The 24,757-nt window shown below is 34.1% G+C and carries 15 protein-coding genes; 4 read left to right on the top strand and 11 right to left on the bottom strand.

Annotation, left to right across the window (positions count from 1 at the left end):
• Positions 1 to 190 precede the first annotated feature (190 nt).
• Genes K7G79_RS11145 through K7G79_RS11125 form a run of 5 tightly spaced genes read right to left on the bottom strand, consistent with a single transcriptional unit; the run spans position 191 to position 10,448 of the window.
• A complete protein-coding gene (locus tag K7G79_RS11145; RefSeq protein WP_223551661.1) occupies positions 191 to 1,036 on the bottom strand; it encodes an endonuclease/exonuclease/phosphatase family protein in 846 nt (281 codons plus the stop codon).
• Positions 1,037 to 1,064: 28 nt separating this feature from the next.
• Positions 1,065 to 4,274, bottom strand: a complete 3,210-nt coding sequence (locus tag K7G79_RS11140; protein ID WP_223551660.1) for a glycoside hydrolase family 2 TIM barrel-domain containing protein — start codon at positions 4,272 to 4,274, stop codon at positions 1,065 to 1,067.
• Positions 4,275 to 4,279: 5 nt separating this feature from the next.
• Positions 4,280 to 7,579, bottom strand: coding sequence for a DUF5107 domain-containing protein (locus tag K7G79_RS11135; RefSeq protein WP_223551659.1), 3,300 nt, complete (start codon positions 7,577 to 7,579; stop codon positions 4,280 to 4,282).
• 17 nt (positions 7,580 to 7,596) lie between these two features.
• Positions 7,597 to 9,048: a sulfatase gene (locus tag K7G79_RS11130; protein ID WP_223551658.1), complete on the bottom strand. Its 1,452-nt coding sequence runs from the start codon at positions 9,046 to 9,048 to the stop codon at positions 7,597 to 7,599.
• A 5-nt stretch (positions 9,049 to 9,053) separates the two neighbouring features.
• Positions 9,054 to 10,448 carry a sugar porter family MFS transporter gene (locus K7G79_RS11125; RefSeq protein ID WP_223551657.1) on the bottom strand — a complete coding sequence of 465 codons (1,395 nt, stop codon included), beginning with the start codon at positions 10,446 to 10,448 and terminating at the stop codon, positions 9,054 to 9,056.
• A 124-nt stretch (positions 10,449 to 10,572) separates the two neighbouring features.
• On the opposite strand from K7G79_RS11125, the gene K7G79_RS11120 reads away from it, so the two are divergent.
• Positions 10,573 to 11,448, top strand: coding sequence for an AraC family transcriptional regulator (locus K7G79_RS11120; RefSeq protein ID WP_223551656.1), 876 nt, complete (start codon positions 10,573 to 10,575; stop codon positions 11,446 to 11,448).
• Here the strand turns inward: K7G79_RS11120 and K7G79_RS11115 are convergent.
• Genes K7G79_RS11115 through K7G79_RS11090 form a run of 6 tightly spaced genes read right to left on the bottom strand, consistent with a single transcriptional unit; the run spans position 11,445 to position 18,674 of the window.
• Positions 11,445 to 12,350, bottom strand: a complete 906-nt coding sequence (locus tag K7G79_RS11115; protein WP_223551655.1) for an alkaline phosphatase family protein — start codon at positions 12,348 to 12,350, stop codon at positions 11,445 to 11,447. The two genes, K7G79_RS11120 and K7G79_RS11115, sit on opposite strands and share 4 nt — an antisense overlap.
• A 60-nt stretch (positions 12,351 to 12,410) precedes the next feature.
• Positions 12,411 to 14,066, bottom strand: coding sequence for a glycoside hydrolase family protein (locus tag K7G79_RS11110; protein ID WP_223551654.1), 1,656 nt, complete (start codon positions 14,064 to 14,066; stop codon positions 12,411 to 12,413).
• 32 nt (positions 14,067 to 14,098) lie between these two features.
• Positions 14,099 to 15,340, bottom strand: a complete 1,242-nt coding sequence (locus tag K7G79_RS11105) for an enolase C-terminal domain-like protein (protein WP_223551653.1) — start codon at positions 15,338 to 15,340, stop codon at positions 14,099 to 14,101.
• 21 nt (positions 15,341 to 15,361) lie between these two features.
• Positions 15,362 to 16,465: a Gfo/Idh/MocA family protein gene (locus K7G79_RS11100; protein ID WP_223551652.1), complete on the bottom strand. Its 1,104-nt coding sequence runs from the start codon at positions 16,463 to 16,465 to the stop codon at positions 15,362 to 15,364.
• Positions 16,438 to 17,061: an L-rhamnose mutarotase gene (locus K7G79_RS11095; protein ID WP_223551651.1), complete on the bottom strand. Its 624-nt coding sequence runs from the start codon at positions 17,059 to 17,061 to the stop codon at positions 16,438 to 16,440. The genes K7G79_RS11100 and K7G79_RS11095 overlap by 28 nt, the downstream gene beginning before the upstream one ends.
• A gap of 14 nt (positions 17,062 to 17,075) precedes the next feature.
• Positions 17,076 to 18,674: a sodium/solute symporter gene (locus K7G79_RS11090; protein ID WP_223551650.1), complete on the bottom strand. Its 1,599-nt coding sequence runs from the start codon at positions 18,672 to 18,674 to the stop codon at positions 17,076 to 17,078.
• 176 nt (positions 18,675 to 18,850) lie between these two features.
• Between K7G79_RS11090 and K7G79_RS11085 the strand changes: the two genes are divergently transcribed.
• The 3 genes from K7G79_RS11085 to K7G79_RS11075 all read left to right on the top strand — a co-directional run bounded on the left by K7G79_RS11085 (position 18,851) and on the right by K7G79_RS11075 (position 24,552).
• Complete coding sequence (locus tag K7G79_RS11085; RefSeq protein ID WP_223551649.1) at positions 18,851 to 21,961, top strand: glycoside hydrolase family 2 TIM barrel-domain containing protein; 3,111 nt, start codon at positions 18,851 to 18,853, stop codon at positions 21,959 to 21,961.
• Between the two features lie 42 nt (positions 21,962 to 22,003).
• Positions 22,004 to 23,014, top strand: coding sequence for a zinc-binding alcohol dehydrogenase family protein (locus tag K7G79_RS11080; RefSeq protein ID WP_223551648.1), 1,011 nt, complete (start codon positions 22,004 to 22,006; stop codon positions 23,012 to 23,014).
• A gap of 83 nt (positions 23,015 to 23,097) precedes the next feature.
• Positions 23,098 to 24,552 (top strand): tagaturonate reductase, encoded by a 1,455-nt coding sequence (locus tag K7G79_RS11075; protein ID WP_223551647.1) that lies wholly within the window; start codon positions 23,098 to 23,100, stop codon positions 24,550 to 24,552.
• The last annotated feature ends 205 nt before the right edge of the window (positions 24,553 to 24,757 follow it).

Genomic DNA, 24,757 nt, shown 5'->3' with positions numbered 1-24,757 from the left:
GAGAACTCTAGAAGATTTTGACCCTTAAAAATATTCATATTTCTATATGTTTACTAATAACAAAGATAGGTGTTTATCTATTGACCTCTATAAATTAATATAGCCTATATCTTAACTTTGAGCTTATGCAAAAAAAACAAAAATGAAGTTGTTATGAATAACATTAATATTAGGAAATGGACTTTAAATTTTAGGGATTGATTTTGACTTTAATTAAAACTGGTAAATGATCTGAAATAAAACCATTATCGTCTAATCTATCATCAATATGCCTGTGGGTTATAACTTTGAGTTTTGAAACAAAAATATAGTCTATTCTTCGATTATTAATTTTACTCGGATTAAACCCATTGTAAGTGCCTTTAGGGCCATAAAAAGGCTTTATAGAAATATCAAAGGCATCTTGTAAACTAGATTTTAAACTTTGAATTGGATTGCTTTCAGGAATATCATTTAAATCACCCATTAACACTAAAGGGGCATTGCTACCATTTAATACTTTAATTTTATTTAATATTAAATTAACTGATTTATCTCTGGCTGTTGGTCCCATATGGTCCAAATGAGTGTTAAAAACCCAGAATTTGGTTTTAGAATCTTTAGTCTCTAAAAGTGCATAGGTACATATTCTTATATATCCTGCATCCCACCCCTTTTTAATTTCATTATTTTCAGAAAGCCAAAAGGTATTCTCTTTCAGGATTTTAAGTTTACTTGTGTTATAAAAAATAGCATTGAATTCTCCACCATCCTTTCCATTTTCTCTCCCAACGCCAACATAATCATAGTCATTAAGATTTGTTTTAATGTATTCTAACTGATGAATCATGCCTTCTTGAATACCAAAAACCTCTGGTTGATAGTAATTAAATAATTTAACCATGGTTTCTTTTCTGGAATCCCAATTGTCTTTTGGGTCATTTTTTATAGAATACCTAATGTTATAGGTCATAAAATTTAAGTCCTGACCATATGAAAAACCGTATAGTAACAGTATTAAGGTTACAAAAAAAAATGTGACTTTGTTTAACTGCATTTTAAAAAATTTACATTAAAATAAGAATTTATTCTTTAACAAGTATTATTTCTTCAATCATTAAATTACCACCTTTGGAGGCATTGGTTTTTAAAATGATCTTTCCATCGTTGCTATCTTCGCGCATCACATGGAATTTTACCCATTTTCCTGTTTTGCCTTCATGTTTGTCTAATTTTAGTTTTCGTCCCTCAAACTCAAGAAAGCCTTCTCGCCCTTGATTGTTCCAATCATTAAACTTTACATAAAAGGAACCTAAAATACCATCAGGACAATTAACTTCTATAGTCATATTTTTTCCATGCCATGCAGTTACTTGGTTATCTTTCCACACTCCTTCTGCTTTTACTTTGTATTTGGTGCCATTTGCTATCTCTATGTCATCTAAATCATTGCTCCATGGTTTATTGGTATTTAATTCTTCTAGTCTTCCTGCTGCATTTACTTGAAGAATTGTATTTTCAAAATCGCTATTAGTATTTACGTTTTCAACTTTAGGTATAAACGGGAATAAATGCTTTAAAAAGTTACGGTCCACTTCGTATGTAGGGACAAAATCATTAGAATTTACATATTCTGTCAAACTATATTTCAATTGTTTAGCAACAATGTTTTCATTATTGGTGATATCAAATCCGCAAACCAATAGCTTTCCTTTTCCTACTTTAAATTCAAAAATGGCGCCTTCTTTATTATTTCGGTGAAAATCGTCTACCACTTGCGCTATTGGTTTGTATGCCTTAGGTAAATCATTTAAAATAAAACCTTTGGTTGTGTTTTTAAACGTTTCCCATTGCCAGTCGCTATGGTAATCTGTCGGGAAATTTTTAAATGCGGAATGCTTGTCTTTCAATAACATGCCAATACTGGTTTTGCCTTGACCTGGGAAGAATGTTAAGGACCAATATAACGGGTAAAAATCTACCGAAACACTATTTTCTTCAGTTCCTAAGTTATTAGCAAGTAAGAGTACATTGGCTCCATTTTCCAATGCTGTAATTGTATCATCGTTTAAATTTTCAGCAATTATAATATTATTATTTTTTATTGTTGGTAACTCTTCTGGATATACCCAAATGTTCCACTCATTTTTAAAGGGTGTATTTTGTAATTGAAGTGTTACCGTTAACTTTTCTGCTTTTTCAATAGCGTCTAAAGGATAGTTAATTTGTCCTATATCTGCCAAAGAACCTATGGCGATATTACTTAAAGACCATGTTTCTTCCTTTAAAATTGTTCCGTTTGATGAGGTTATGGTTATTAAAACCTCACCCTCGTCAATATTTGAATTACCATAATGCGATAATTGGGCCTTTGCTTTAAAAGTTTCGTCGTTCGTCCAAATAAATTTTTCCATTCTTAACAATGGGACAGTTTCATCAAAATGTTCCCTAAACTTTTCTGGGGTAGTAATGCCCTTGCTGTCCCAATGGGCATCCAACCAACCGATTAATGCTTCACCTTGCCCTTGGTAATCCTGCATGCTTAACAATTGCACGCCAGCGCAGCTTTTAGTCCTTAAAAATGATTCGGTTTCATATTTGTACATGATTTGATTTAAAGTGCCCGATGCCATTTTAAAATCTTCATCTTGATCATCAATACCGTTTTTTTCGGCTACAGCTTTAAACTCTTCAAAATTTCTGGCTTTTAAAACACCTTTATACTTGTTAATTTCTTTCCAAGACGGATACACGGGCCACTGACCAATTTCGTGAGCAATAATAGGAATGTTCATTTGGCCATATACGTCCTCAAAATCCCAATCGGTATGCGGGCCATTCAACCCCCTGGTGCGTCCAACATTGGGGATATAATGCGTTACCATATAATCGTCAACATCCATTACTTTTCTTGCTGTAGAGGTAGCATATAAAATTCTTGGGTCTTTCTTTTTAAGGTCAGTAATCCATTCTTGCATCACATCAAAATCTGCATTACCTAACTCATTACCAATACAAAACATAGTAAAAGACGGATGGTTTCCATAGTAATCAACAACACGATCCATTTCTGCAATGACAAACTTATCCCTTTTGGGATCTTTTCCTAAACCTTTAGGATGACCTTTAGTATCCATTTCAGGTCTTCCTTTGGCTACCATGTCTTCGCTCATCCACCAATCAATCCAAATAGAAGCCTCTGCTTGCATATAAATTCCAATTCTGTTGGCTGCTTTAAACGCTGCTTCCGGAGGGCACCATGAATGATAGCGCACATGGTTTAATCCATAATCTTTGTATGTTTTAAAAATGCGCATCCAATCTTCTACATTTGTCGATGGATATCCGGTTATCGGAAAGTGAACACAATCTAAATTTCCTCTTAAAAATACAGGTTGACCATTAACGGTTACTTTAGTTCCGTCATGTGAAAATTGAACATAGCCAAATTCAGTTTGATAATTGTCTTCACTTTTTCTGGTTTTTATTTTGGCATTGAGTATATAGACACAAGGATCAAATTCAGACCATTTATTCAATTTACCTTGAAGATTTAAAAGTACTTCTTTTGTGTTTTTACCTGATTCTAACTGTTCAGTGATTTCAATTTCATGTACTTTTTGATTTGATTCTTGTTCAATAATTTCTAATGAAATATGAGCTTTTTCTTTTAAAGCTGCATTAATTTTCATTTCAATTTTCAACTGATCTTTTTCAATATTTGAAAAGGTGCGAATGGCATCAAAATGAGTTGGGTCTTTAGCTAGTAATTCAATTCTGCCTACAATGCCATTCCATATGCTTTGTGTGTATTCGCCGTATCCATGCCCTTTATCTCCAATGTTATGGATCATCTCATTGTTAACTCTTATGGATAGGGTATGCTTTCCTGGGGTTAATACTCCTATTTGGTGAATATGAGGTGTTCCTAAGGCATCTTGTGTGCTTAGTTCTTTATCGTCAACATAGACACGAGATTCCCATAAAACACGTTCCAGAAATACTTCAATATTTTTATGTTTCCACTGTTTAGGAATTTCAATCTCTCTTTCATAAACAGCAACGCCAATGTATTTGTGGGTAGGGGTGAGAATACCAAAGTCTGACCCTGTGGTTTTTTTACCATAGCCAGCCTCTGTTAATGTTCCGGGTAGAGTAATACTTCTTTTTGAGTCCTTACTGTTTTTGCCTAATTGAACGTTCCATGTTCCTTGTAGGTCAATAATGTTTTGTGCATTTATAGTTAGTGTATACAGTATTAAACCCACTATAACTACTATTTTTTTATGTTTCATCAACTCTAAATTGTAATAAGGTTATCGGTTAACATTTTTTTATGTAGGATGGCTCCTTGATGGGTTTTATCCATACTTAAAATAAGATTAAATTCTTTCGCTGCTTTATCTGGGTCGGTTTTTATCATAGTTCCTAAGCCAATAAGGTAGCGGCAATGGATTTCGTTTCGCTTGTTTAAATCATCTTCCCATATCAAAAGATCTGGTAGTGATACTGCAAAATAGTCTATTTTGACCTTATCTTTTATATGAGATTCACCATAGTTCTTTAAATTAGAAAATCGAGTTTGAGCTTCGGTAATTCTATCTAATTTTAAAAGAGCAAGTCCTTGATAAAATATTTTATCAGGTTGTTGGTCATTATAAAAAATGGCAGCACTAGGTTCTGTTAATCCTTCTGATGCTTTTTCCCAATACTGCACAGCTTTGTCTTTTTGTTTTAATCCTTCGTACGCACAACCATACCAATAGTTTATGTCATTTTCTTGGGTGCCGTATAACTTTCCTTCACCTAAATTATCAGGATACACTTCTGTTTTATTTAAGAAAGCAATGGCTTCTTCATAGTTGTGCTTAAAAAAGACTTCTTTTGCTAAAGCTATTAAGGCATACAAATATTGTCCGGTAACTTTACCTTCACCACCTTCCCACGGATGAAATTGCCTGTTCTCTAACATTTGTAAAGCAAGCGAATAATTTCCCAATAGATTATTCAATGTACATTTTTCCAAATATAAATCATCTCTAAAGTTAACTAGACTGGGATGCTTTTCTAATATTTCTAGACGTTGTTTCAACGGATAATTTAAACGCTTATACAATTGGTCTAACTCCATTAATATTCTGGCATCGCTAGGGTCTAATTCAAATGCTTTTTCTAATTCGGCTAATGCCTCCTTCTTTTTATCTAATTTGTTAAAATATGCCAAAGCCAGATTTCGATGCACGGTAGGAAAGCTATTATCAATAGCTTTTGACTTTTCCCAGCAAGTAATAGCTTCCTCATATTGTTTTTTATCATACCATAAGTTGCCTAAATGGTATAATGCTTTGGCATCGTTTGGATTAATTGAGATTGCCGATTTTAATGCAGCAATAGCCTCTAATCTATAAGCAAAATGATGTTTGGGGTTTTTGTTTTTATATAATTGCAAAGTGACTTGTGTATTCCCTGTTTTGGCTTCAAACCATGATAAAAAATAGGATGCCATAGGGTTGCTGTCATCATGAATAAGTCCATGACTAAGTAATAAAATAGCTTCTTCAAAAAGTCCGGCTGCAGCATAGTCTAAAGCATACTCAATGTAATTTTCTATATTATCACGTATGAGTTCTTCTAATTGATTTAAATAGATAGATTTATTGCTAATTAGATGTTTTTCAAAAATGGCTACAAAGTTAAATCTATCAATTTTGAGACTGTCATCAATTAACTTTAAAGCTTTTCCTGTCTGTCCGGTTTTACGTAATAGTGTAATTTTTAATGCTCTGGCTTTATGATTATGCCAATTTTTTAACAACGATTTTTCAATAAGTTCTAAAGCATTGGTTAGATTGCCTTGTAGGGTTGCTATTTCTGCAAGATGAAAATAAGCAGCATCTTGCCATGCGGCATTCCACGCCGATTTATAGAAGGCTTTATAGGCTTCATTATAACGTTCTTGATATTTTAGAGATTGACCTAAATTGTAGTAAGGTTCACCATCATAAGGGTTAGGATTTCTTTCGGTTAGTGTTTCTATAGCTTTTCTAAAATACCCTTCGGCTTGTTCAAACTGTCCTTGCCTTAGCAGCAATAGCCCCATGGCGTTATTGCATCTTACATCGCTTGGTTCTCTTTTTAAGGCTTCCAGATAATAATCTTTTGGGTTATAAGTAGCGTGCCTATACTGTTCGAGATGCAAACCTCTAAGAAAAAGTTGTTCGATGCTTTTAATGTCTTTTGGAGCTTTAGCCGCCTTGGCGGGTTCTGGCATTTCTTTACTAGAAGTGTCTTTGGGTTGATAGCTTACCAGTAAGTTTCCTAGTGCATCTTCTAATGTAAGTTTGTATTGGGTTATTGGAATTGTAGCATCAATCTTAACGGTTTTTTTATAGGATGTTTTTGGGGAAGCATCTACAGTATCTTGCAAAAACACCGTATTGTTGACTTGCAGTTTTATCTTTGCATTGGGATAAATGCCCAAGGTGTAAAACTTAACAATAGCTGTACCGTTTTCAAATTCTAAATTCAACAAAGCTTCTTTGGTAGCATTCTTAACAACACCTAAATCTCGATAAGGCATAAAATATTGTGAAAATGTTTTTTCTTCAAACGGATGCATCCAAGAAAAATCGGGTTGATTATCGGTATAAACGCCGCACATTAATTCAATGTAAGGCCCGTCGTCGTCTGTTAAATTTCTGTCCCAGGCTTTACCAAACTCGCCATTACCCCAAGTCCATTGTTTTTTTCCGGGAGAAACATTATTATCTGCAACATGTAGGAGGCCGCCTTGGCTATCGTTCTCGAAACCTCCAACAAAGTTGTAATCGCTATTAATAGCCATATAAGAAGTGGGAACTGGAATGTTTTTGTAACGAGAAATATCAGTTCCTGGAGAATAATCTTTTTTATAATAGGTTCCGGTTGCTATGGGAAAATCAGATACATCACGTTTACCGTGATCAAAAACAGCATGCACATCTGGAGGAAAAACAGATTGGTAATGGTCGTTAACTTTTACCGCAGGATTTGCCCACCATAAAAAGGTTTGTGGTTGTGGGGTTCTATTATATAATTTCACTTTAATTTCTATATAAGCCTTGTCTGTATATAATGTAAAACCAGCCATGCCTTTAGTTCTGAACATGCGCTCCACTTCACTACACCAAACAGTCTTACTACCATCTGTATGCTCTTCAATGTCAAAATCTACGGGGCTGTAGGTAGAGGGGCGGTGGTGCTGTGGCCAGTTAAATTCTATGCCTCCCGATATCCAAGGACCAGTTAAGCCTACTAAAGCAGGTTTTATAACTTGGTTGTAATAAACAAAATGCCTGTTTTTGGTTTTATCAAATGCCATTTGAACACGACCGCCCAATTCTGGCAAAATCATGATTTTAACAAAATCGTTTTCCAAATAAACCGCTTGCCATACTTTGTCTATTTTAGTATCACTTATTTTTTCAATTACTGGGTGTGGGTACACTTTTCCAGAACTTCCTTGGTATACTCGGTTTTCTAGAAATACAGGGTTTTTTTCGGGTTCTCCAATTTCATAAGTTGGTATAACCACTTTTTCTTTCCAAACGTTTACTTTCATTCTATCAGGTTAAAATATTACAGATTTTTTACCCAGTTTTCATGAATTTTCGTCAACTCGGTTACTTTCACTGGGTTTTTATCAGCCAAATTATTTTTACATCCAGGATCGTCCAATAAATTATAGAGATATGTGCCTTTTTCTAAATGAATGGATCTAAAAATATAATCGGTTTTAGCGACATGGAGTTTCCAACTTCCAGATCTAACAGCCCATTCGTTACCAGTATCCCATACCAAATTTTCATGTATGGTTTGTTTTTGTTTTTCAATTACTTGAAATATGTTTTTCCCATCTGTAGTAATAGAATCCTGAACTTTAGAACCTACTGCAGATAAAATGGTCGGTAAAATGTCAAGATGAGAAACAGGTGTGTTGAATTTTTGATTGGATTTTAGTTTTTTTGGCCAGCTCATGGTAAAAGCGGTACGTATGCCACCTTCGGTTAAAATGTATTTATGACCTTTTAAAATACCATTATTCGCATAAGTGTTTTGGGAGCCTCCGTTATCTGATACAAAAATAATTAAAGTGTTTTCCCATTTTTCCGTTTGCTTTAGAGCAGCTAAGACTTTGGCAATATTGTCGTCCAAACAGGCTAGATTGGCTAAATATCGCTTTCTACCATCTGGATCTATTTCTCCCATCCAACAGTTTCTTTCGTGATAAACTTTAAAGCTTTCTAATTTTGGATCCCATTCAGGGAACTTCTCTATACCAAATTTTTGAAGATATTCTTCTGGAGCTTGATAGATAGGATGATGTACCGCATTAAAAGCAAGTTCCATAAAAAATGGCCGCTCATCCTCTCTGTAGATTTGTTTTACGGCCTCGTCGCCAAACACGTTGGTGGCATAACCATCAAAATCTTTGCGGTCGTTATTTACCCAAAGCGGACCACGTTGTGACATTCTATCATCATAAGGTTCTTCAATAACATCATCACTCTGTTTCATTTTGAAGTAATCATGTCGATGAGCACAAAACCCCAAAAATTCATCATAACCGTGGTTTAGAGGAAACTCTCTTAGTTTGGTTGGGTTTTCTATGTTATTATTGTCTAATATTTCGGCATAATGTGTTTTACCAATTTTTATTGTTCTGTAGCCTTCTTTTTTAAGCAATTCTGGAATGGTTTTAACAGTTTCAGGAAAAACGTTTCCTCCATAATAAAAAGTACCCCACCGCTGTTGATAATTTCCTGTAATGATTCCAGCTCTTGAAGCGTTGCAAATGGGCGATGTTGCATAAGCATTGGTAAATAAGACTCCTGAGTTTGCAATTATGTCCATTGCAGGAGTAGATACATCATTAGCACCTCCGTATGCTGCATAATCAGCATAACCTTGATCATCTGTTATAATCAATAAAATATTTGGTTTTTCTAATGATATATCTGCATGCTTATTTTTCTTGTCACTTAAACAAGATAGAAAAAGGAAGCATAGGGCTAAACTTATAAACTTCATAAGAGCTATTTGATGATTTCTTTTTCAATATCCTCCAACGATTTGCCTTTGGTTTCTGGTAATTTTTTATAGATAAACATAAAGCCGGCTATCGAGATAACCCCATATAACCAAAACGTTCCTGATGCTCCAAAAAAGTGGTTTAATAACGGGAAAGTATAGGTTAAAATAAAGCACGCTATCCATAAGGCTATTGTTGCTACTGCCATGGCAGCACCTCTAATTCTATTTGGGAAAATTTCTGAAAGTACTACCCAGGTTACCGGTGCTAAGGACATGGCATAACAGGCAATTGCCGAAATAACCAAAATCAATAAAGGCCATCCTGTAATTTCGAAAAAGTAGGCTGTTCCCATTAAGGCATAAATGCCTGCTAATCCACCGGCTCCCATGAGCATTAGAGCTCGTCGGCCCCAACGGTCTACAGTAAAAATAGCCACTAACGTAAATATTAAATTTACGCTACCTGTAATTACTATGTTAAAAAGAATATCTGAAACACCGTATCCAGCCGATGAAAAAATCTCTTCGGCATAATTAAAAATCACATTGATGCCACACCATTGTTGAAATACGGCTATAACAATTCCTATAATTAGTACTTTTTTTAAATTGGGATTGAGTAGTTCTTTAAGATTTATTTTTTCTGAAAGCCCCAGGGTGTTTTCATTAATATTATTAATTTCTCCTTGGGCATAGTCTTGTCCTCCTATTTTGGTAAGAATAGCCGCTGCTTTGCTTACTTTTTCATTTTTAGCCAACCATCTAGGGCTTTCTGGAACAAAAAACATGAGTATAAAAAAGAGTCCAGCTGGAATAATTTCCATCCAGAACATCCAACGCCAACCTGTTTGTCCGTTCCATGAGTTTAAAATCTCTACATCGGTAGCATTTAACGGAACAGGTTCGGCTAATTGCCAATTAACCAATTGGGCAGCAAGTATGCCAATAACAATAGTTAATTGGTTTAAGGATACAAACTTACCCCTAACAGTACTTGGTGAAACTTCAGCAATATACATTGGAGAGAGGTTAGAGGCTAAGCCAATACCAACACCTCCAATAACGCGATATATAATAAAAAGTGTGAAATTACTTGTAGCACCAGTACCTATTGCAGAAAGTACGAACAGAAAAGCAGCTAAAATTAAGAGTCTTTTTCTACCATATTTATCACTAAGAAGTCCGGAAAAAATAGCACCCAGGAGACAGCCTACTAAAGCACAGCTCATGGCCCAACCTTGTAATGATGGCGAGTTGGTAATATCAAAAAACTTTTCGTAAAAAGGTTTTGCGCCACCTATAACCACCCAATCATATCCAAATAAAAGCCCACCCATAGCGGTAACCATTGAAATACTAATTAAAAAGCGATAGTTAAATGTATGCGTGTTGCTCATAATCTATTGGAGTTTTGTGAATAAATGGATTAATTTCCAAATTTAGAGGTAAAGCTCTATAAAACAAATGGAAAATACTTTTATAAAACTGGATTATCTTATTATTTTAATATATTTTTAAGGTATGAGAAAAAAAGAAGGTTTTAAGGAAGAGAAATCGGTGATTTTACCTAGAGGTATTCTAAAGGAATTAAAAGAAAATGAGCTTATGAACGCTTTGATGGTAACTGATATTGGGTATTATCCGAATGCCGAAAACCATTATAGAAAGCGAAAAGGGAGTGCACAACATATTTTAATTTATTGCATTGATGGGGAAGGTTGGGTAGAGATAGACAATAAGAGGCAGGTTATTAAAAAGAACGAATATATTATCATTTCTGCATTTACGCCTCATAGATATGGCGCCAATAATCGAAATCCATGGAGTATTTATTGGATTCATTTTACAGGTGATAAATCACATATTTTTGTAAATCACCCTAATGAAAAGGTTGAAATAGACTTATCGGTAAATTCTAGGTTTAAAGACAGAATTTTACTTTTTGAAGAGATTTACAACAACCTCGAAATGGGATACAGCAAAGATAATTTAGAGTATGCCAACATTTGTTTATGGCACATGCTAGGTTCTTTGCGGTATTTGTCTCAGTTTAGAAAAATAAAGGAAATACATTCTTCCGATAGGATAGCAAAGAGTATTGCCTTTATGAGAGGGCATTTAAACGAGAAATTGAGTTTGGAAACCTTAGCAGCCCATGTAGGGCTTTCGGTTGCTCAATATTGTTCTTTATTTAAAAAGAAAACCTCTAGGTCACCATTAGATTATTTAACACATTTAAAAATCCAAAAAGCCTGTGGACTATTGGATTTTAGTGATCTAAAAATAAATGAAATAGCAAAGCAGGTAGGGTATACCGATCCTTTTTATTTTACACGTGTTTTTTCGAAGGTTATGGGACTATCTCCAAAAAAATATAGAAATACAATAAAGGGCTAATCAATTAAGGATTTTCCGTTTAATTTCCAGCTTTCTTTAACAGGAATTTCTAAATGTTTTAATATTGTTGGTACAACTGAAGTTTGAGGTATTAAGGTTTCTACCTCTTGTAAGGTATTTAATTTTTTGCCATTATCACTATTATTGAAATAATCATTTCCTTCAGTATTCATTCCAATAAATATAGTTTTTTGAGTTGTTTTTTGTGCACCATGAGAGAAGCCTTTCTCATCCCTACCATGGTCTGTTACAATAATAACCAGCCAGTCTTCAAGATATTTTTGCCTACGATGATTAACAGCAGCCATAATTTTACCTATTAAGGAGTCAACAAACTCGGTAGCTTCTGTATACATGCCTCCAAAACCATATTCATGTCCTGCGTGGTCAATAACATCCAGATGCACAAAGCTAAAATCTGGAGCATAGTCTTCAATTTGATTGATAACTATATCTGTTGACAAATAATCTGAACCACCAACTGTTGCAAAATTAGTTTTATACAAATCGTTTTTTAAAATTAAATTAATTTCTTTCCATGTGGCTATACTGGCTATATATGCATCTTTATCGTGATCCCTTATAAAACTAAATATGCTTGGTGCATTACTTAGTTTTGTTCCATCATTACTGGTTATTCCATGTTGATCACACCATACACCAGTTAAAAGGCTAATCCAGCCTGGACCACTTGAAGTAGCTTGCTCTGATTTCTCTCCATAAATACCTCCAGTAAATCCTCTTTTAATATAAAAATTATCCATATGGGGTGTATTGGCTTTTTCAATTTGACTAAATTGTAAACCATCTATGCCTATAACTAGAGATTTTTTCTTTTGTCCATAAGTGGTGAAGAATACTAAAATGATTATAGCCTTTAGTGTTATTTGTTTTGAATTCATGCTTCTGTTTTTATCAATTAAATTTTAGGATTGCTTGAAAAATTAAAAAATTAGTTGTTTTTAAGGAATTATCTCTCCATGCAATAGTGTTGGTTTTTGTTCTGGTGAATTTATAACAATCTTAATATTGTAGGTTTCTCCTTTATTTAAAATAGCTTTAGATTTTAATACAACAGTTGTCTTTTCGAAAGGTTTTAATTTTGGAATTTTGCCTGATCCAATTACCTTTTCTTGGTTATTTTTTAAGTATAGAATCTTTAAATCGGATATTTTAGAGTTTACTTGCCCAAAGTTTTCAATTTCAACACTTATATCGCAACCCTCTATTTTTAAAGCTATTTTTGGCATTCTTGCCGATAGTATAGGCTCTATATAGTTTACACTAGGCAAGCGACAGTAGGCATATAATAACTCGCCTTTGATGGTTTTGCCTATTATTTTGGCAGCAAAATTATCATCGGTAAGGCCATTGCCTTTGCCTTCAAACGTAATGATGATATCATCTCCCGACTGTTCTGTTTTTATAAGTTTGGAACCTTTTCCAAAATCTACCACTTCTGGCGCTCCAAATTTTAAAGTTTCGAAGTCTATATCCGTATGGGGATTAAAATCTTTTTCAGCTTCAATTTTAACTGTGATGTTTTTGGTTTTTGCTGTAATTTGGTTTTTATTAATGATGGTAGCCAATTTTCCTTTGGTTAAAGGTATTACAATATGTTTGGAGCTGTGATTGTCATTTTGTAAATCATTCCATTTAATGGTGTCAATAACTGCAAAATGAGCTTGGGTAGCTCTGCCGTATTTGTCTTGCAAAACTTTTATTCTTTCATATTTAAACCAGTCTACTTTTGTGCTGTCTTCATAATTGCTAATACCAGGTGCATAGGCTTCACCTGGATCTATTTTCCAATTTACCCCGTCCTTAGATCTAAGTTTGTAAGCAATCCTTCCTAACCAATCATTAACAATCATGTGGTATTGAATATTGGTTTTCCAGATTACAGGATCTTCAAACTCACCTTCGACAGGTGGATAAACACTCTTTTCAGTGACTTGGTTATATGGAGAGGTTCCAGTTTTACTAAACCAAATGCCTCCACCTCGGCATACCATAATAATTGATCCGTCTTCCCTTTTGGCAAAACTTAGATTGCTCAACCCTTCAATTATTTTTCGATCACGTTTATCAAAATCAAATTTTTTGTATTTCCATGGGCCATTCAGGGAATTGGAGATGTAATGGCCATCAATAACATAAACAATGTATCTACCATCTTTAAGTTGAAATATTTCAGGGTTATGTCCAGGTCCAACAGTATCCTTTATTTTATAAGGTCCAAAGGAGTTTTCAGAAACCGTATGAAAAACAGTAGATTTACTCCAGTACATATGTCCTTTCGGAGAATTTTCCGGCCAACCACAAACAAAAAGGTGATATTTATTATCTTTTCCCAATAGTGCATTTCCTCCCCAATAGGAATTGATGCTATCTTCTATACCGTTATCTACATATCTCGGGATTACATTTTTTGCCCCCCATGTATCGTAGGTTAAGGTTCCTTGAACAGGCATAGGTAAAAAGCGATCCATAAACTTTCCTCCAAAAGTTAAACTATCCCATGATTTTGGACGTTCCCTTTCTTTTATTTGAGAGTTTATCTTATGATTAAGGGTACACAGAATTAGTAATGTCAATAGGTAATACTTTAATCTCATGATTGTTGATTTTTATTGGCTTTAAATGCGTTTTAGATGTTTTTTAAATCGGAACTCATTCCGGGGTTATCAGGTATTTGATAGTGTCCATTTTTAATACTTACAGGGTGCTTAAAATACGATTGTAAATGAGGGATATGCTCTAAGAACAATGCTTTATGTTCCATTCCAATATGGTTGTAAAGCACTAAGTGCTGATGGATTTGCCCCATATCACCTACATGGGGCACAACAGGAACATTGAATTTTTTAGACATTAAACTAATGGTTAAAAATTCTGAAACACCACCAACCCTTACCGCGTCAACTTGATTAAAACTCATGCAGCCCGATTGTAGAAAATTTTTAAAGATGATTTTATTTGGAACATGTTCACCTAAAGCCAATTTTATTGGTTTAATTTCTTTAGCTAATGCAACATGGGCAGCTACATCATCAGGGTGCGTGGGTTCCTCAATCCAATATGGGTTCATGCCTTTTAATGCTTTTCCCATATGTATGGCTTCTGGTAAATGCCATTGTTGGTTTACATCAAGCATAATTGTAGCTTCTTCTCCTGCTGTTTCTCTAACTAGATAAGCCCTTCTAATATCACGCTCGTGATCTTTCGAGCCAACTTTCAGCTTCATGGCCGTAAATCCATGGTCCATGGCTTTTTTAATATTGTCTTTTACTTTTTCGTCACTATAATTAAACCAACCAATGGAGGTATCGTAACCAGGGTAACCTTTTAAAAGAATAGCTTCTCTATTTTGTTTTGTTAAAGAAGATTGTTTTAACATAGAAATGGCTTCATCACGAGTTAAAATATCTTCTAGGTAACTCAAGTCTAAGGTATTTACAATATCATAAGGTGATAGCTCAAGGAGTAATTTCCATAAGGGTAAGTCTCTTGATTTTGCCCACAAATCAAAGCATGCATTTACCACAGAAGCTAGGGCTAAATGCACCACACCTTTATGGGGACCCAACCATCTAAAATTTGGGTCTTCAGCCATGGTTTTGTAGGTTTCACCAAAGTTGGACATTAACTCATTAATTTCTTTGCCTTCTATATGCCTAGCCAAATATTTAATAGCTTCACAAACTAAGTTATTACCTGTCCCTAATGTGAAAGCTAATCCAATACCTTCCAGATTGGTGTCTGTTTTAAATTTGCATACCGCATAAGCATAAATAGGTGTGGTATGTATAGCATCAGATCCTGCGCCATTGCCAAGCTCAAATCTAGAATCATTAACCACTATATTTTTTATAAAAACTGTTTTATTCATTTTCGTTTATTAAAGATGTTTTTATTTTATTTCAGAAAAGGCAACTCCTCCTTTTTCACTCGATTGGTAAGCTGCTTCAACAAGTTTCATAGTCTCATAACAATCTTCTGTACTGTGCAATAATGGAATGGTTGGATCTAAATACGAGTTCTGTACGCCGGCCATCGTTCCTACAAAAGCTTCGGGGAACCATGAGCCTTTTAAAGGAAGCTCTTTCCATTTAGGAGCCTTATCTTCTAAGTTTATATATTCAAATGTATCTGGAACGCCTTTAGGATAATCCATAGATAGGCCAATTCTTATTTTAATGGCGCCTTTAGTTCCTTCAAATTTCACGTAGGACTGTTGTTTTTCCAACCCGAATTCATGGCCATGATTGGTAATCACCCTAGCTTGCAGGCAATCGTCATAATCTAAAATCATGGTTGTCCGGGTTTGTGCCAATGCTTTCATTTTAGGGTGTTTAATGGAGCTTGCATATACCTTTTTAGGATTACCTAAAAAGGACCGTATCATATCTAAATAGTGAATGCTATGATATAAAATTTCCATCCTTGGTAAATCAAAAAGAAAATCCCATAAATACCAAGGCGTGAAGACACACACCATAACTTCTACATCATATACGTCACCTAAAACACCTTTTTGTATTAAATCTCTTGCAGCCATTATATAGGGTGCATAGCGTAATTGAAAATTAATTCCGGAAACGAATTTTTTACGCCTGCATATATCCAATATTTGCCTAGCTTCTTCTAAGGTTTCACCCATTGGTTTCTGTATCAATACGGCCGAACCTTCTGGAATTTGTTCTAGAATTTCGCAGTTATGATTTGCAGGCAAGGCAATGTCATATACTGCATTACATGATTTAGCATCAACTATTAATTCTGGAATACTGTCATAGACTTTTTCTACAAACGGAAACTCATTCTTTAAAGCTTCGGCCTTCTCTTGGGTTCTGTTGTAAATGCCCTTTACAGGAAACCCTGCCAATTGATATGCAGGTAAATGGGCATCTTTAACAATGCCACCCGCACCAATAATAACTATGGGAAGGGGAGTATTTGGCAGTGTAACGTCTTGGTTTATATTCATTACATTAAAGGTGTCATAATTTGCCATTTTTCTATGGCTTTACTATCGGGATTCACTTTTTGGAACTTGGCTACATAGGATTGCCACTCTCGTTCTTTTGGTAGATTGGACCATTGTTTTCCGTCCTTTTCTAAATCAAAATCCAAATGGGTGTCCATAATTATAAAGGCGCTGTAATTATAGAGATATAATCCCATGTCCAATATACCAATAGTATCCATATTTGTAATGATTTGAGGCCATATTTTATCTTTTCTATGTATCTGTTTGTATTCAGAAATTAATATGGGGTCATTTTTTAATTCTAGACTCATAACAATTCTTTTATGGTCTGATGTTGTATTATCTAGTGCTTCTTTTTTAAAAATACAATTTAATTTATTACTGATTTTAATTATGCTATCTAACTCTTGGAAACTTTTTAGAAGTTGTTGAAACTGTCTTATAGTATTCGAATCCTGTTTTAAAGCCTGAATAATCATTAAATAAACAGATTGGAGCTTATAGATTTCAAGTTTTATAGAATTATTGTCGAAACTTATGCTATTGCATTTGGATATTAGTTCTGAATCACTGCAATTCCCTTTGTTTTCCAAAACAAAACATAATTGATTAGTAGACATATTCATAGCTTTAATCAATAGAAGGTAGCATAAATGATTAACATGACAATAACCAATACAATACTCAAGGTATTGACTGTTTTTGACGGTGATTTTATCTTTAAATAAAAGGTTTCAGGTATGCTTTGTTTAGATTTATCAAAATAAGAAACGCTAAAATATATGAAAGAAGAGATTATAAAGTACAAATAGGTTTGTCGTAACCAATTGATGCCTAGTCCCTCTGGGTTTGAAATATAATTTTCAATACTATTAATAGGTATGTATTTTTCTATAATAAAGATAGTTCCTGCAAATAAACTCCCTAGGCATAAAGTCCAAAAGGATGCATTGCTTGTACCTTTTTTAGATAAGATACCCCAAAGAAACACAACCACAATTGAAGGAGCAAAAATACTGAACATTTGATTGATTAAGGCAAAAATACTACCTAAATCCCCTAAAAATGGAGACCAAGCAACAGCAAGGACAAGGACAGTGGCACTGGTTATTTTACCAATTTTGATCTTTGATTTGTCGGAGAGATGAGGTTTGATTTTATCAAACACATCAAAAACGATAAGTGTAGAACAGCTATTTAGAGCAGCAGCCACAGAGCTCATTACGGCAGCTAAAAGTGCCGCAATCATTAGTCCTTTGAGTCCAATAGGCATTAAATTCATGATAAGTACAGGTAAAACATTTTTTGTTTCACTACCAATTTCCTCTTGAAATAGGGCAAATGCTAAAATTCCTGGAACGACCATGATAAAAACGGGTAGGATTTTTAGAAAACCAGCGAACAATGCTCCTAATTTTGCTTGCTTTTCAGATTTTGCACCCAAAGCTCTTTGAACAATCGTTTGGTCTGTGCACCAATACCAGATGCCTAATACCAAATGCCCAAAAAGCATATCTAAAAAGGTAAAACCTTTTTTATTGGCATCAAAACTAACCGCTTTTAATCTGTCTGGATCTACAGCTTGCTTTAAGCTTTCATAAGAATTAATACCAATATCTGGAAGTTCATAAATAGCTAAAAGGGTAATGGTTATAGAGCCAGCAATCAATATAATGGTTTGTACAGATTCTGTTACAACCACTGAAACCAAACCACCTATAATGGTATATATCCCTGTTGCAATAGCAATGATAATAATGGATATTAGAATGTTTATACCAAATAAATTTTCTATTACTACAGCTCCAGCATAAAAACTAACACCTATGTGCATGAATAATGCAGCTAAAATGCTAAATATTGCAAGTATGATTCGTGACCGTCCGTCATATCTTTTTTCAAGAAATTCTGGTAGAGTAGATATTTTGGTTCTTATATAAAATGGAATAAAAATAAATGCCAACAGAATTAGCTCAAACGAAGAAAACCACTCAAAATTACCCCAAACAATACCGTCTAAAAAACCAGACTCGGCTAATCCAACAAGATGTACTGTTGATATATTGGAAGCAAATAAAGAAGCCCCTATAACGGACCAAGTTAAAGTTTTGTTTGCGAGAAAATATCCAGAACTTGTGTTTTTTTGTTTACGAGATGCCCATAACCCGATTAATATTATAACTATAAAATATACACAGATTATTATAGCATCTATACCTGAAACTAACCCCATAAATTTGAAAAAATTCAAATATAAAAATATTATTTAAGTGTAAAAAAATATTTTAATTTAAAGTGCTTATTGTTTATATTGCGCCTTCAATATTTATAGGTTGTTTAGAAGAATATTAGGTTAAAAAACATCTGTAATAATTAATGAATTTAATCACCAAATAAAGGCTAGTTTTAATGAAAATTTTAAAGAAAATTACTGTAATCGTATTGTTATTGTCTAACACTCTAATATCTCAAACTTTAGATCCTGTAATTGAAAATCCAGATGTTATTTCAGAAAATAAATTGGCAGCTAGGGCGTCTTTTTTTCCATTTAGTTCAAAAGAGATTGCATTAAAAAATGATCTAGAAGGAGCTGACAACTATTTATTGTTAAATGGAACATGGAAATTTAACTGGGTTAAATCACCTGAATTAAGGCCAGAAAAATTTTATTTAGATGATTTTAATGTAGATCAATGGGATGATATTAAAGTGCCTTCCAATTGGGAAGTAGAAGGTTATGGGATTCCCATTTATACTAACACAACGTATCCATTTGCTGTTAACAATCCTAACCCACCCGATATTCCAGATGGTTATAATCCTGTGGGGTCTTACAAAAGATCTTTTGAGTTGCCAACCCATTGGAACAATAAAGACATATTTATTCATTTGGGAGCAGTTAAATCAGCTTTTTACATTTGGGTAAATGGTAAAAAAGTAGGATATAGTCAAGGTTCAAAATTACCAGCTGAGTTTAACTTAACAAACTTTGTTAAACCGGGTAAAAATACCATAGCTATGGAAGTGTACCGATGGAGTGATGGTAGTTATCTTGAATGTCAGGATTTTTGGCGTATATCTGGTATCGAAAGAGATGTTTATTTATATGCCAGGCCAAAAGTTCATATTTCAGATTTTACGGTAAAATCAGGGTTAGTAAACCAATATATAGATGGTGATTTTGAATTACAAGTCGATATTTCAAATGCCATTGCGAAAAAGTATAAAGGAACTGTTGAAATTGAACTACTGGATCTAGATAAAACTATATTTCAGTCGAATAAGAAAGTTGAATTTAATTCCAATACGTTAGCTGCTTTAAATTTTAAAACGGTTGTCCCAAAGGTAAAAAGTTGGTCGGCAGAATCACCAAATCTTTATACTTTAAATATAATTCTAAAAGATAAATCAGGTAATATTAAAGAAGTAATTTCGAAAAAAATTGGGTTCCGTAGCTCTGAGGTTGTTAAAGGCAGGTATTTGTTAAACGGTAAACCCATACTCTTTAAAGGAGTTAACAGACATGAGACAGATCCTGAAACCGGGCATGTGGTATCGAAAGAAGACATGCTTAAGGATATCCAAATATTTAAAAAGTATAATATCAATGCGGTTAGAACCTGTCATTACCCAAATGATCCTTACTGGTATGAGCTCTGTGACCAATATGGCATTTATGTTATAGATGAAGCTAATATAGAATCCCACGGAATGGGATATAACCTTAATAAAACACTTGCCAATAACCCTAAATGGTTAAAAGCGCATTTGGATCGAACAGAAAGAATGGTATTACGCGATAAAAACCACCCTTCAATTGTTATTTGGTCCTTAGGTAATGAGGCAGGAAACGGATACAATTTTTATAATACATATTTGCTGGCAAAGAAATTGGATAGTACTAGGCCAGTCCAATATGAAAGAGCAGGTTTAGAGTGGAATACCGATCTATATGTGCCTATGTATGCTTCACCAGATTATTGTGAGAAATATGCAATTTCAGATGAAGACGAAAGATCCTTGATTCAATGTGAATATGCCCATGCTATGGGAAATAGTATTGGTGGTTTTAAAGAATATTGGGACTTATACGAAAAATACGATAAGCTACAAGGGGGGTTTATTTGGGATTTTGTAGATCAAGGGATTAAGACAGAAAAAAATGGCAAGACTATTTTTGCCTATGGAGGCGATTTTGGTCCAGAAGATGTTCCTAGTGATAACAATTTCTTGAATAATGGATTGGTACAACCTGACAGAAAACCAAACCCTCATATAAATGAAGTTAAACACATCCATCAAAATATCAAATTTTATGAAAAGGACATCAGTAAAGGGTTAATAGATATTAAGAACTGGTATTTCTTCAGGGATTTATCTAATTATAAATTACATTGGGAAGTTATTGGTAATGGTTTAGTAGTAGACTCAGGAAGCATTGATAATATAGATTGTCAACCTCAAAAAACAACTACGTTTTCAGTTCCATTTAAAAAAGATTTTAATGTAGGCGTAGAATATTTTTTGAACCTAAAAGCCGTATTGAAAGAAGCAGAACCTTTACTGGAACCAGGTTTTGAAATTGGGCATGAGCAATTTAAAATAAATGATGTTGAGTTTGTGTTTAACGAACCCAATAATCTATCAAGTTTAGAACTTGAAGAAACTTCAAAAGCCGTTAATATCACAGGGTTTAATTTTAAAGTTTCATTAGATAAAACCTCAGGGACATTATCATCCTTTACTTTTAGCGGTAAATCTTTAATAGAAAAAGGTGGAGCAGTAAATTTTTGGAGAGCGCCAAACGATAATGATTATGGAGCAAGATTGCAAAAAAGATACGCTGAATGGAAAATGGCCGGAAAAAATGAAATAGCTCAAGTAACTATTAAAGAAAACTCAAAAACTAAAATAGTTATTTCTAGTACCAAGGAGTTGTTTGGGGGAGATGCAATTTTTAGGCAAGTTTATACAATTTATGGAGATGGAACAATTAAGGTGTCTAATAATTTTGAAGCATTAAAGGGAGATCATACCAACATGTTTAAATTTGGTAACGAATGGATATTATCTAAAGACTTTAAAAATGTGGAATGGTATGGTAAAGGTCCTTTCGAATCTTATGTCGATAGACAGCATGCGGCTAAAGTAGGGCTGTTTTCAAGTCCAGTTTCTGATCTTTATTTTCCTTATATAAGGCCTCAAGAAAATGGGAATAGAGGAGGTGTTCGTTGGATGAAAATACTAACAAACGATGGGGTTTCCTTAAAACTTTTTGGAGATAAACTCCTCGATATTTCAGCTTTAAATTACAGTGTTGATGACTTGGATTCTGGAAGTGAAAAAGGCCAAAAACATGCTGGAGAACTTATTGCAAGGGATGAAGTTTATGTTAATATTGACGGATTTCAACAAGGATTGGGTAGTATTAATAGTTGGGGAGCATTGCCTTTAGAAGAATATAGATTACCATTTCAGTCCTATAGTTATTCTTATTGGGTTGTCCCTCAAAAAGATTAAGTACTCTTTATGTTAAATTTTATAAAATAATTATTGGGTTAAATGAAGTATATAGTTTGTGAAAAACCTGGTGAATTTCTTTTAAAAGAAAAGGAAGTTCCAACTAGGCAAGAAAACGAGGCCTTGTTGCAGATTAATAAAGTGGGTATCTGTGGTACAGATTTACATGCCTATGCCGGTAACCAAGCGTTTTTTACATATCCTAGAATTTTGGGACACGAGTTGGCATCTGAAGTTTTAGAGATAGGAGAAAACCCTAAGGGGATTAAAAAAGGGGATAAAGTCGTCGTAATGCCTTATGTGAGTTGTGGCAAATGTATTGCCTGTAGTAATGGAAAGACTAATTGCTGTACTAATATAACTGTTTTGGGGGTGCATGGTGACGGAGGTATGCAAGAACAAATTACTGTTCCATACGATATCTTGTTGCCAGCTAATAATTTGTCAGACAACCAGATGGCTATAGTAGAACCCTTGGCTATTGGGGCACATGCCATAAGAAGGGCAGGTATAAAAGCAGGGGAAACCTTAGCTGTAGTGGGGTGTGGCCCCATAGGAATAGGTATTATGAAGTTAGCACAAATTGCAGGTGCAAAAGTTATTGCTATTGATATGAATAAGCAACGGTTGGAATATGCTAAAGAGAAAATAGGAGTTGAATATATTGTTGAGGCAGGAGAAAATGCAGTTAATGAGGTTTCTGAGATAACTAATGGCGATTTATGTACGGCAGTGTTTGATGCTTCAGGGAATAAGTTTGCATTAGAGACATGTCCTGATTACATGTCTCATGGAGGCCGATTTGTTTTGGTAGGACTATCAAAAGGAGAATTGACCTATACCCATCCTAAAATACATGCAAAGGAAATGACCTTAATGTGTAGCCGTAATGCCACGGTTGAAGATTTTGAGCATGTTATTGATGTGTTAGATCAATTTCCAACCGATTCATTCATTACACACAATGTGGCATTTACAGAAATGATAGAACATTTCGACAGTTGGTTAAAACCAGAAACAGGTGTTATAAAAGCTACTGTAGATTTTAATTAAAAGATAAAGAGCTTTAATTTTCCAATTTGTAACCAGTTATAATTTAGCTAATAACTTGCTTAAAAGAAAGAGGTATTCAAAACATGAAAACATTAAATAGGGATAGAGAAAACGTTTCAACTTATACCGAAAGAATCATACAATTTGGAGAAGGTAACTTTTTAAGAGCCTTTGCCAATTGGATGATCCATGTAATGAATAAAAAGGCCGGGTTTGATGCAGGAGTGGTTGTTGTACAACCCATAAAAGAAGGATTGGTAAAAATGTTGAACGATCAGGATGGTCTGTACACACTATACCTTAACGGACTTAAAAACGGAAAGGCTATTAGTGAACATGAAATTATTGATTGTATCCATAGAGCTATTAATCCATACAACGATTATAATGCTTTTTTATTGCTTGCACAAAACCCGGATATTCGCTTTATATTATCCAATACTACAGAGGCTGGAATAGCTTATAATGCAAACGATAAATTAGACGATGCACCTCAAGAAAGTTTTCCTGGAAAACTTACCGCTTTGTTGTATAAAAGGTTTAAAGCTTTTGATGGAGCTGCAGACAAAGGATTGATTGTTATCCCATGTGAACTTATCGATAGAAATGGTGATAATTTGAAGAGAATAGTATTGCAATATGCCAATGACTGGAATCTAGGAATCGCTTTTGTAGATTGGATAAAGAACAACAATATTTTTTGCAATACATTGGTAGATAGAATTGTTCCAGGATATCCAAAGGGTAAAATAGACAACTTAATAAACGAATTGGGCTACAAAGATAATTTAGTAGTAGAAGGGGAGCAGTTTCATTTATGGGTTATTGAAGGTCCAGAATCTATAAAGAAAGAAATTCCGGCTGAAGTTTGTGATTTGAATATTGTTTTTACTGATAATATGGAACCATATAGAACACGTAAGGTACGTATCCTGAATGGTGCCCATACCACACTTGTGCCTGTGGGTTATTTGTATGGTATCGATAAGGTTCGAGAGTCTATAGAAGACCATATAGTTGGCAAATTTTTAAAAGATGCCATTTTTGAGGAGATTTGTCCAACACTGGATTTACCAAAAGCTGAAGTCATTCAGTTTGCAAATGACGTATTGGATCGTTTTCTAAACCCTTACCTAGAGCATGAATTGATGAGTATTTCGTTGAATTCTATCTCTAAATTTAAAACAAGAGTACTACCCACTATTCTTGAGTATATTAAACGAAATGGAGAACTGCCTAATAGGTTATTGTTTTCGTTATCAGCGTTAATTGCTTTCTATAAGGGCGAAAGGAACAATGATATTATTCCGTTAAAAGATTCCCAATCTGTTTTGGAATTCTTTAAGTTGCAATGGGCTAAAGGACATATTCCATCAATAGTTAAGGCTACACTTGAAAATGTTGAGTTTTGGGGAATGGATTTAACAAAAGTTGATGGACTGCAAAAAGCGGTCACTAATGGTTTAGAACATATTGTAAATGATGGGATGCATAAATCCCTTGAATCATTAACAAGTGAGCATATCCAAAATATTTAAATGGTTTTGAAGATATAGCAAAACACTTCAAACAAGTTGGTGTTAATTAGTTCAAGAATTTTTTCAATTTTTTACTTGTATTTACAAATGGACCATTATCATTTACTCTATCTTCTTTTGTTAAGAATTTAAGATTAAAAGTATTTCAATGGTTTGCTAAAAACTACCCATGCAATTGAAAAGAAACAGGGATTATAAAAAGGGT

Origin of the sequence: Aestuariivivens sp. NBU2969 (assembly GCF_019931125.1) — a bacterium.
In the GTDB taxonomy this organism is placed as follows: domain Bacteria; phylum Bacteroidota; class Bacteroidia; order Flavobacteriales; family Flavobacteriaceae; genus Aestuariivivens; species Aestuariivivens marinum.
Note: the sequence above shows the minus strand (reverse complement) of the source record. Positions and strands in the feature narration are given on the sequence as shown.

Coding starts and splice junctions, on each gene's coding strand:
- K7G79_RS11145 (WP_223551661.1), bottom strand. CDS start 1,036: ATGCAGTTAAACAAAGTCACATTTTTTTTTGTAACCTTAATACTGTTA.
- K7G79_RS11140 (WP_223551660.1), bottom strand. CDS start 4,274: ATGAAACATAAAAAAATAGTAGTTATAGTGGGTTTAATACTGTATACA.
- K7G79_RS11115 (WP_223551655.1), bottom strand. CDS start 12,350: ATGAATTCAAAACAAATAACACTAAAGGCTATAATCATTTTAGTATTC.
- K7G79_RS11120 (WP_223551656.1), top strand. CDS start 10,573: ATGAGAAAAAAAGAAGGTTTTAAGGAAGAGAAATCGGTGATTTTACCT.
- K7G79_RS11130 (WP_223551658.1), bottom strand. CDS start 9,048: ATGAAGTTTATAAGTTTAGCCCTATGCTTCCTTTTTCTATCTTGTTTA.
- K7G79_RS11105 (WP_223551653.1), bottom strand. CDS start 15,340: ATGAATAAAACAGTTTTTATAAAAAATATAGTGGTTAATGATTCTAGA.
- K7G79_RS11075 (WP_223551647.1), top strand. CDS start 23,098: ATGAAAACATTAAATAGGGATAGAGAAAACGTTTCAACTTATACCGAA.
- K7G79_RS11080 (WP_223551648.1), top strand. CDS start 22,004: ATGAAGTATATAGTTTGTGAAAAACCTGGTGAATTTCTTTTAAAAGAA.
- K7G79_RS11125 (WP_223551657.1), bottom strand. CDS start 10,448: ATGAGCAACACGCATACATTTAACTATCGCTTTTTAATTAGTATTTCA.
- K7G79_RS11110 (WP_223551654.1), bottom strand. CDS start 14,066: ATGAGATTAAAGTATTACCTATTGACATTACTAATTCTGTGTACCCTT.
- K7G79_RS11095 (WP_223551651.1), bottom strand. CDS start 17,061: ATGTCTACTAATCAATTATGTTTTGTTTTGGAAAACAAAGGGAATTGC.
- K7G79_RS11100 (WP_223551652.1), bottom strand. CDS start 16,465: ATGGCAAATTATGACACCTTTAATGTAATGAATATAAACCAAGACGTT.
- K7G79_RS11090 (WP_223551650.1), bottom strand. CDS start 18,674: ATGGGGTTAGTTTCAGGTATAGATGCTATAATAATCTGTGTATATTTT.
- K7G79_RS11135 (WP_223551659.1), bottom strand. CDS start 7,579: ATGAAAGTAAACGTTTGGAAAGAAAAAGTGGTTATACCAACTTATGAA.
- K7G79_RS11085 (WP_223551649.1), top strand. CDS start 18,851: ATGAAAATTTTAAAGAAAATTACTGTAATCGTATTGTTATTGTCTAAC.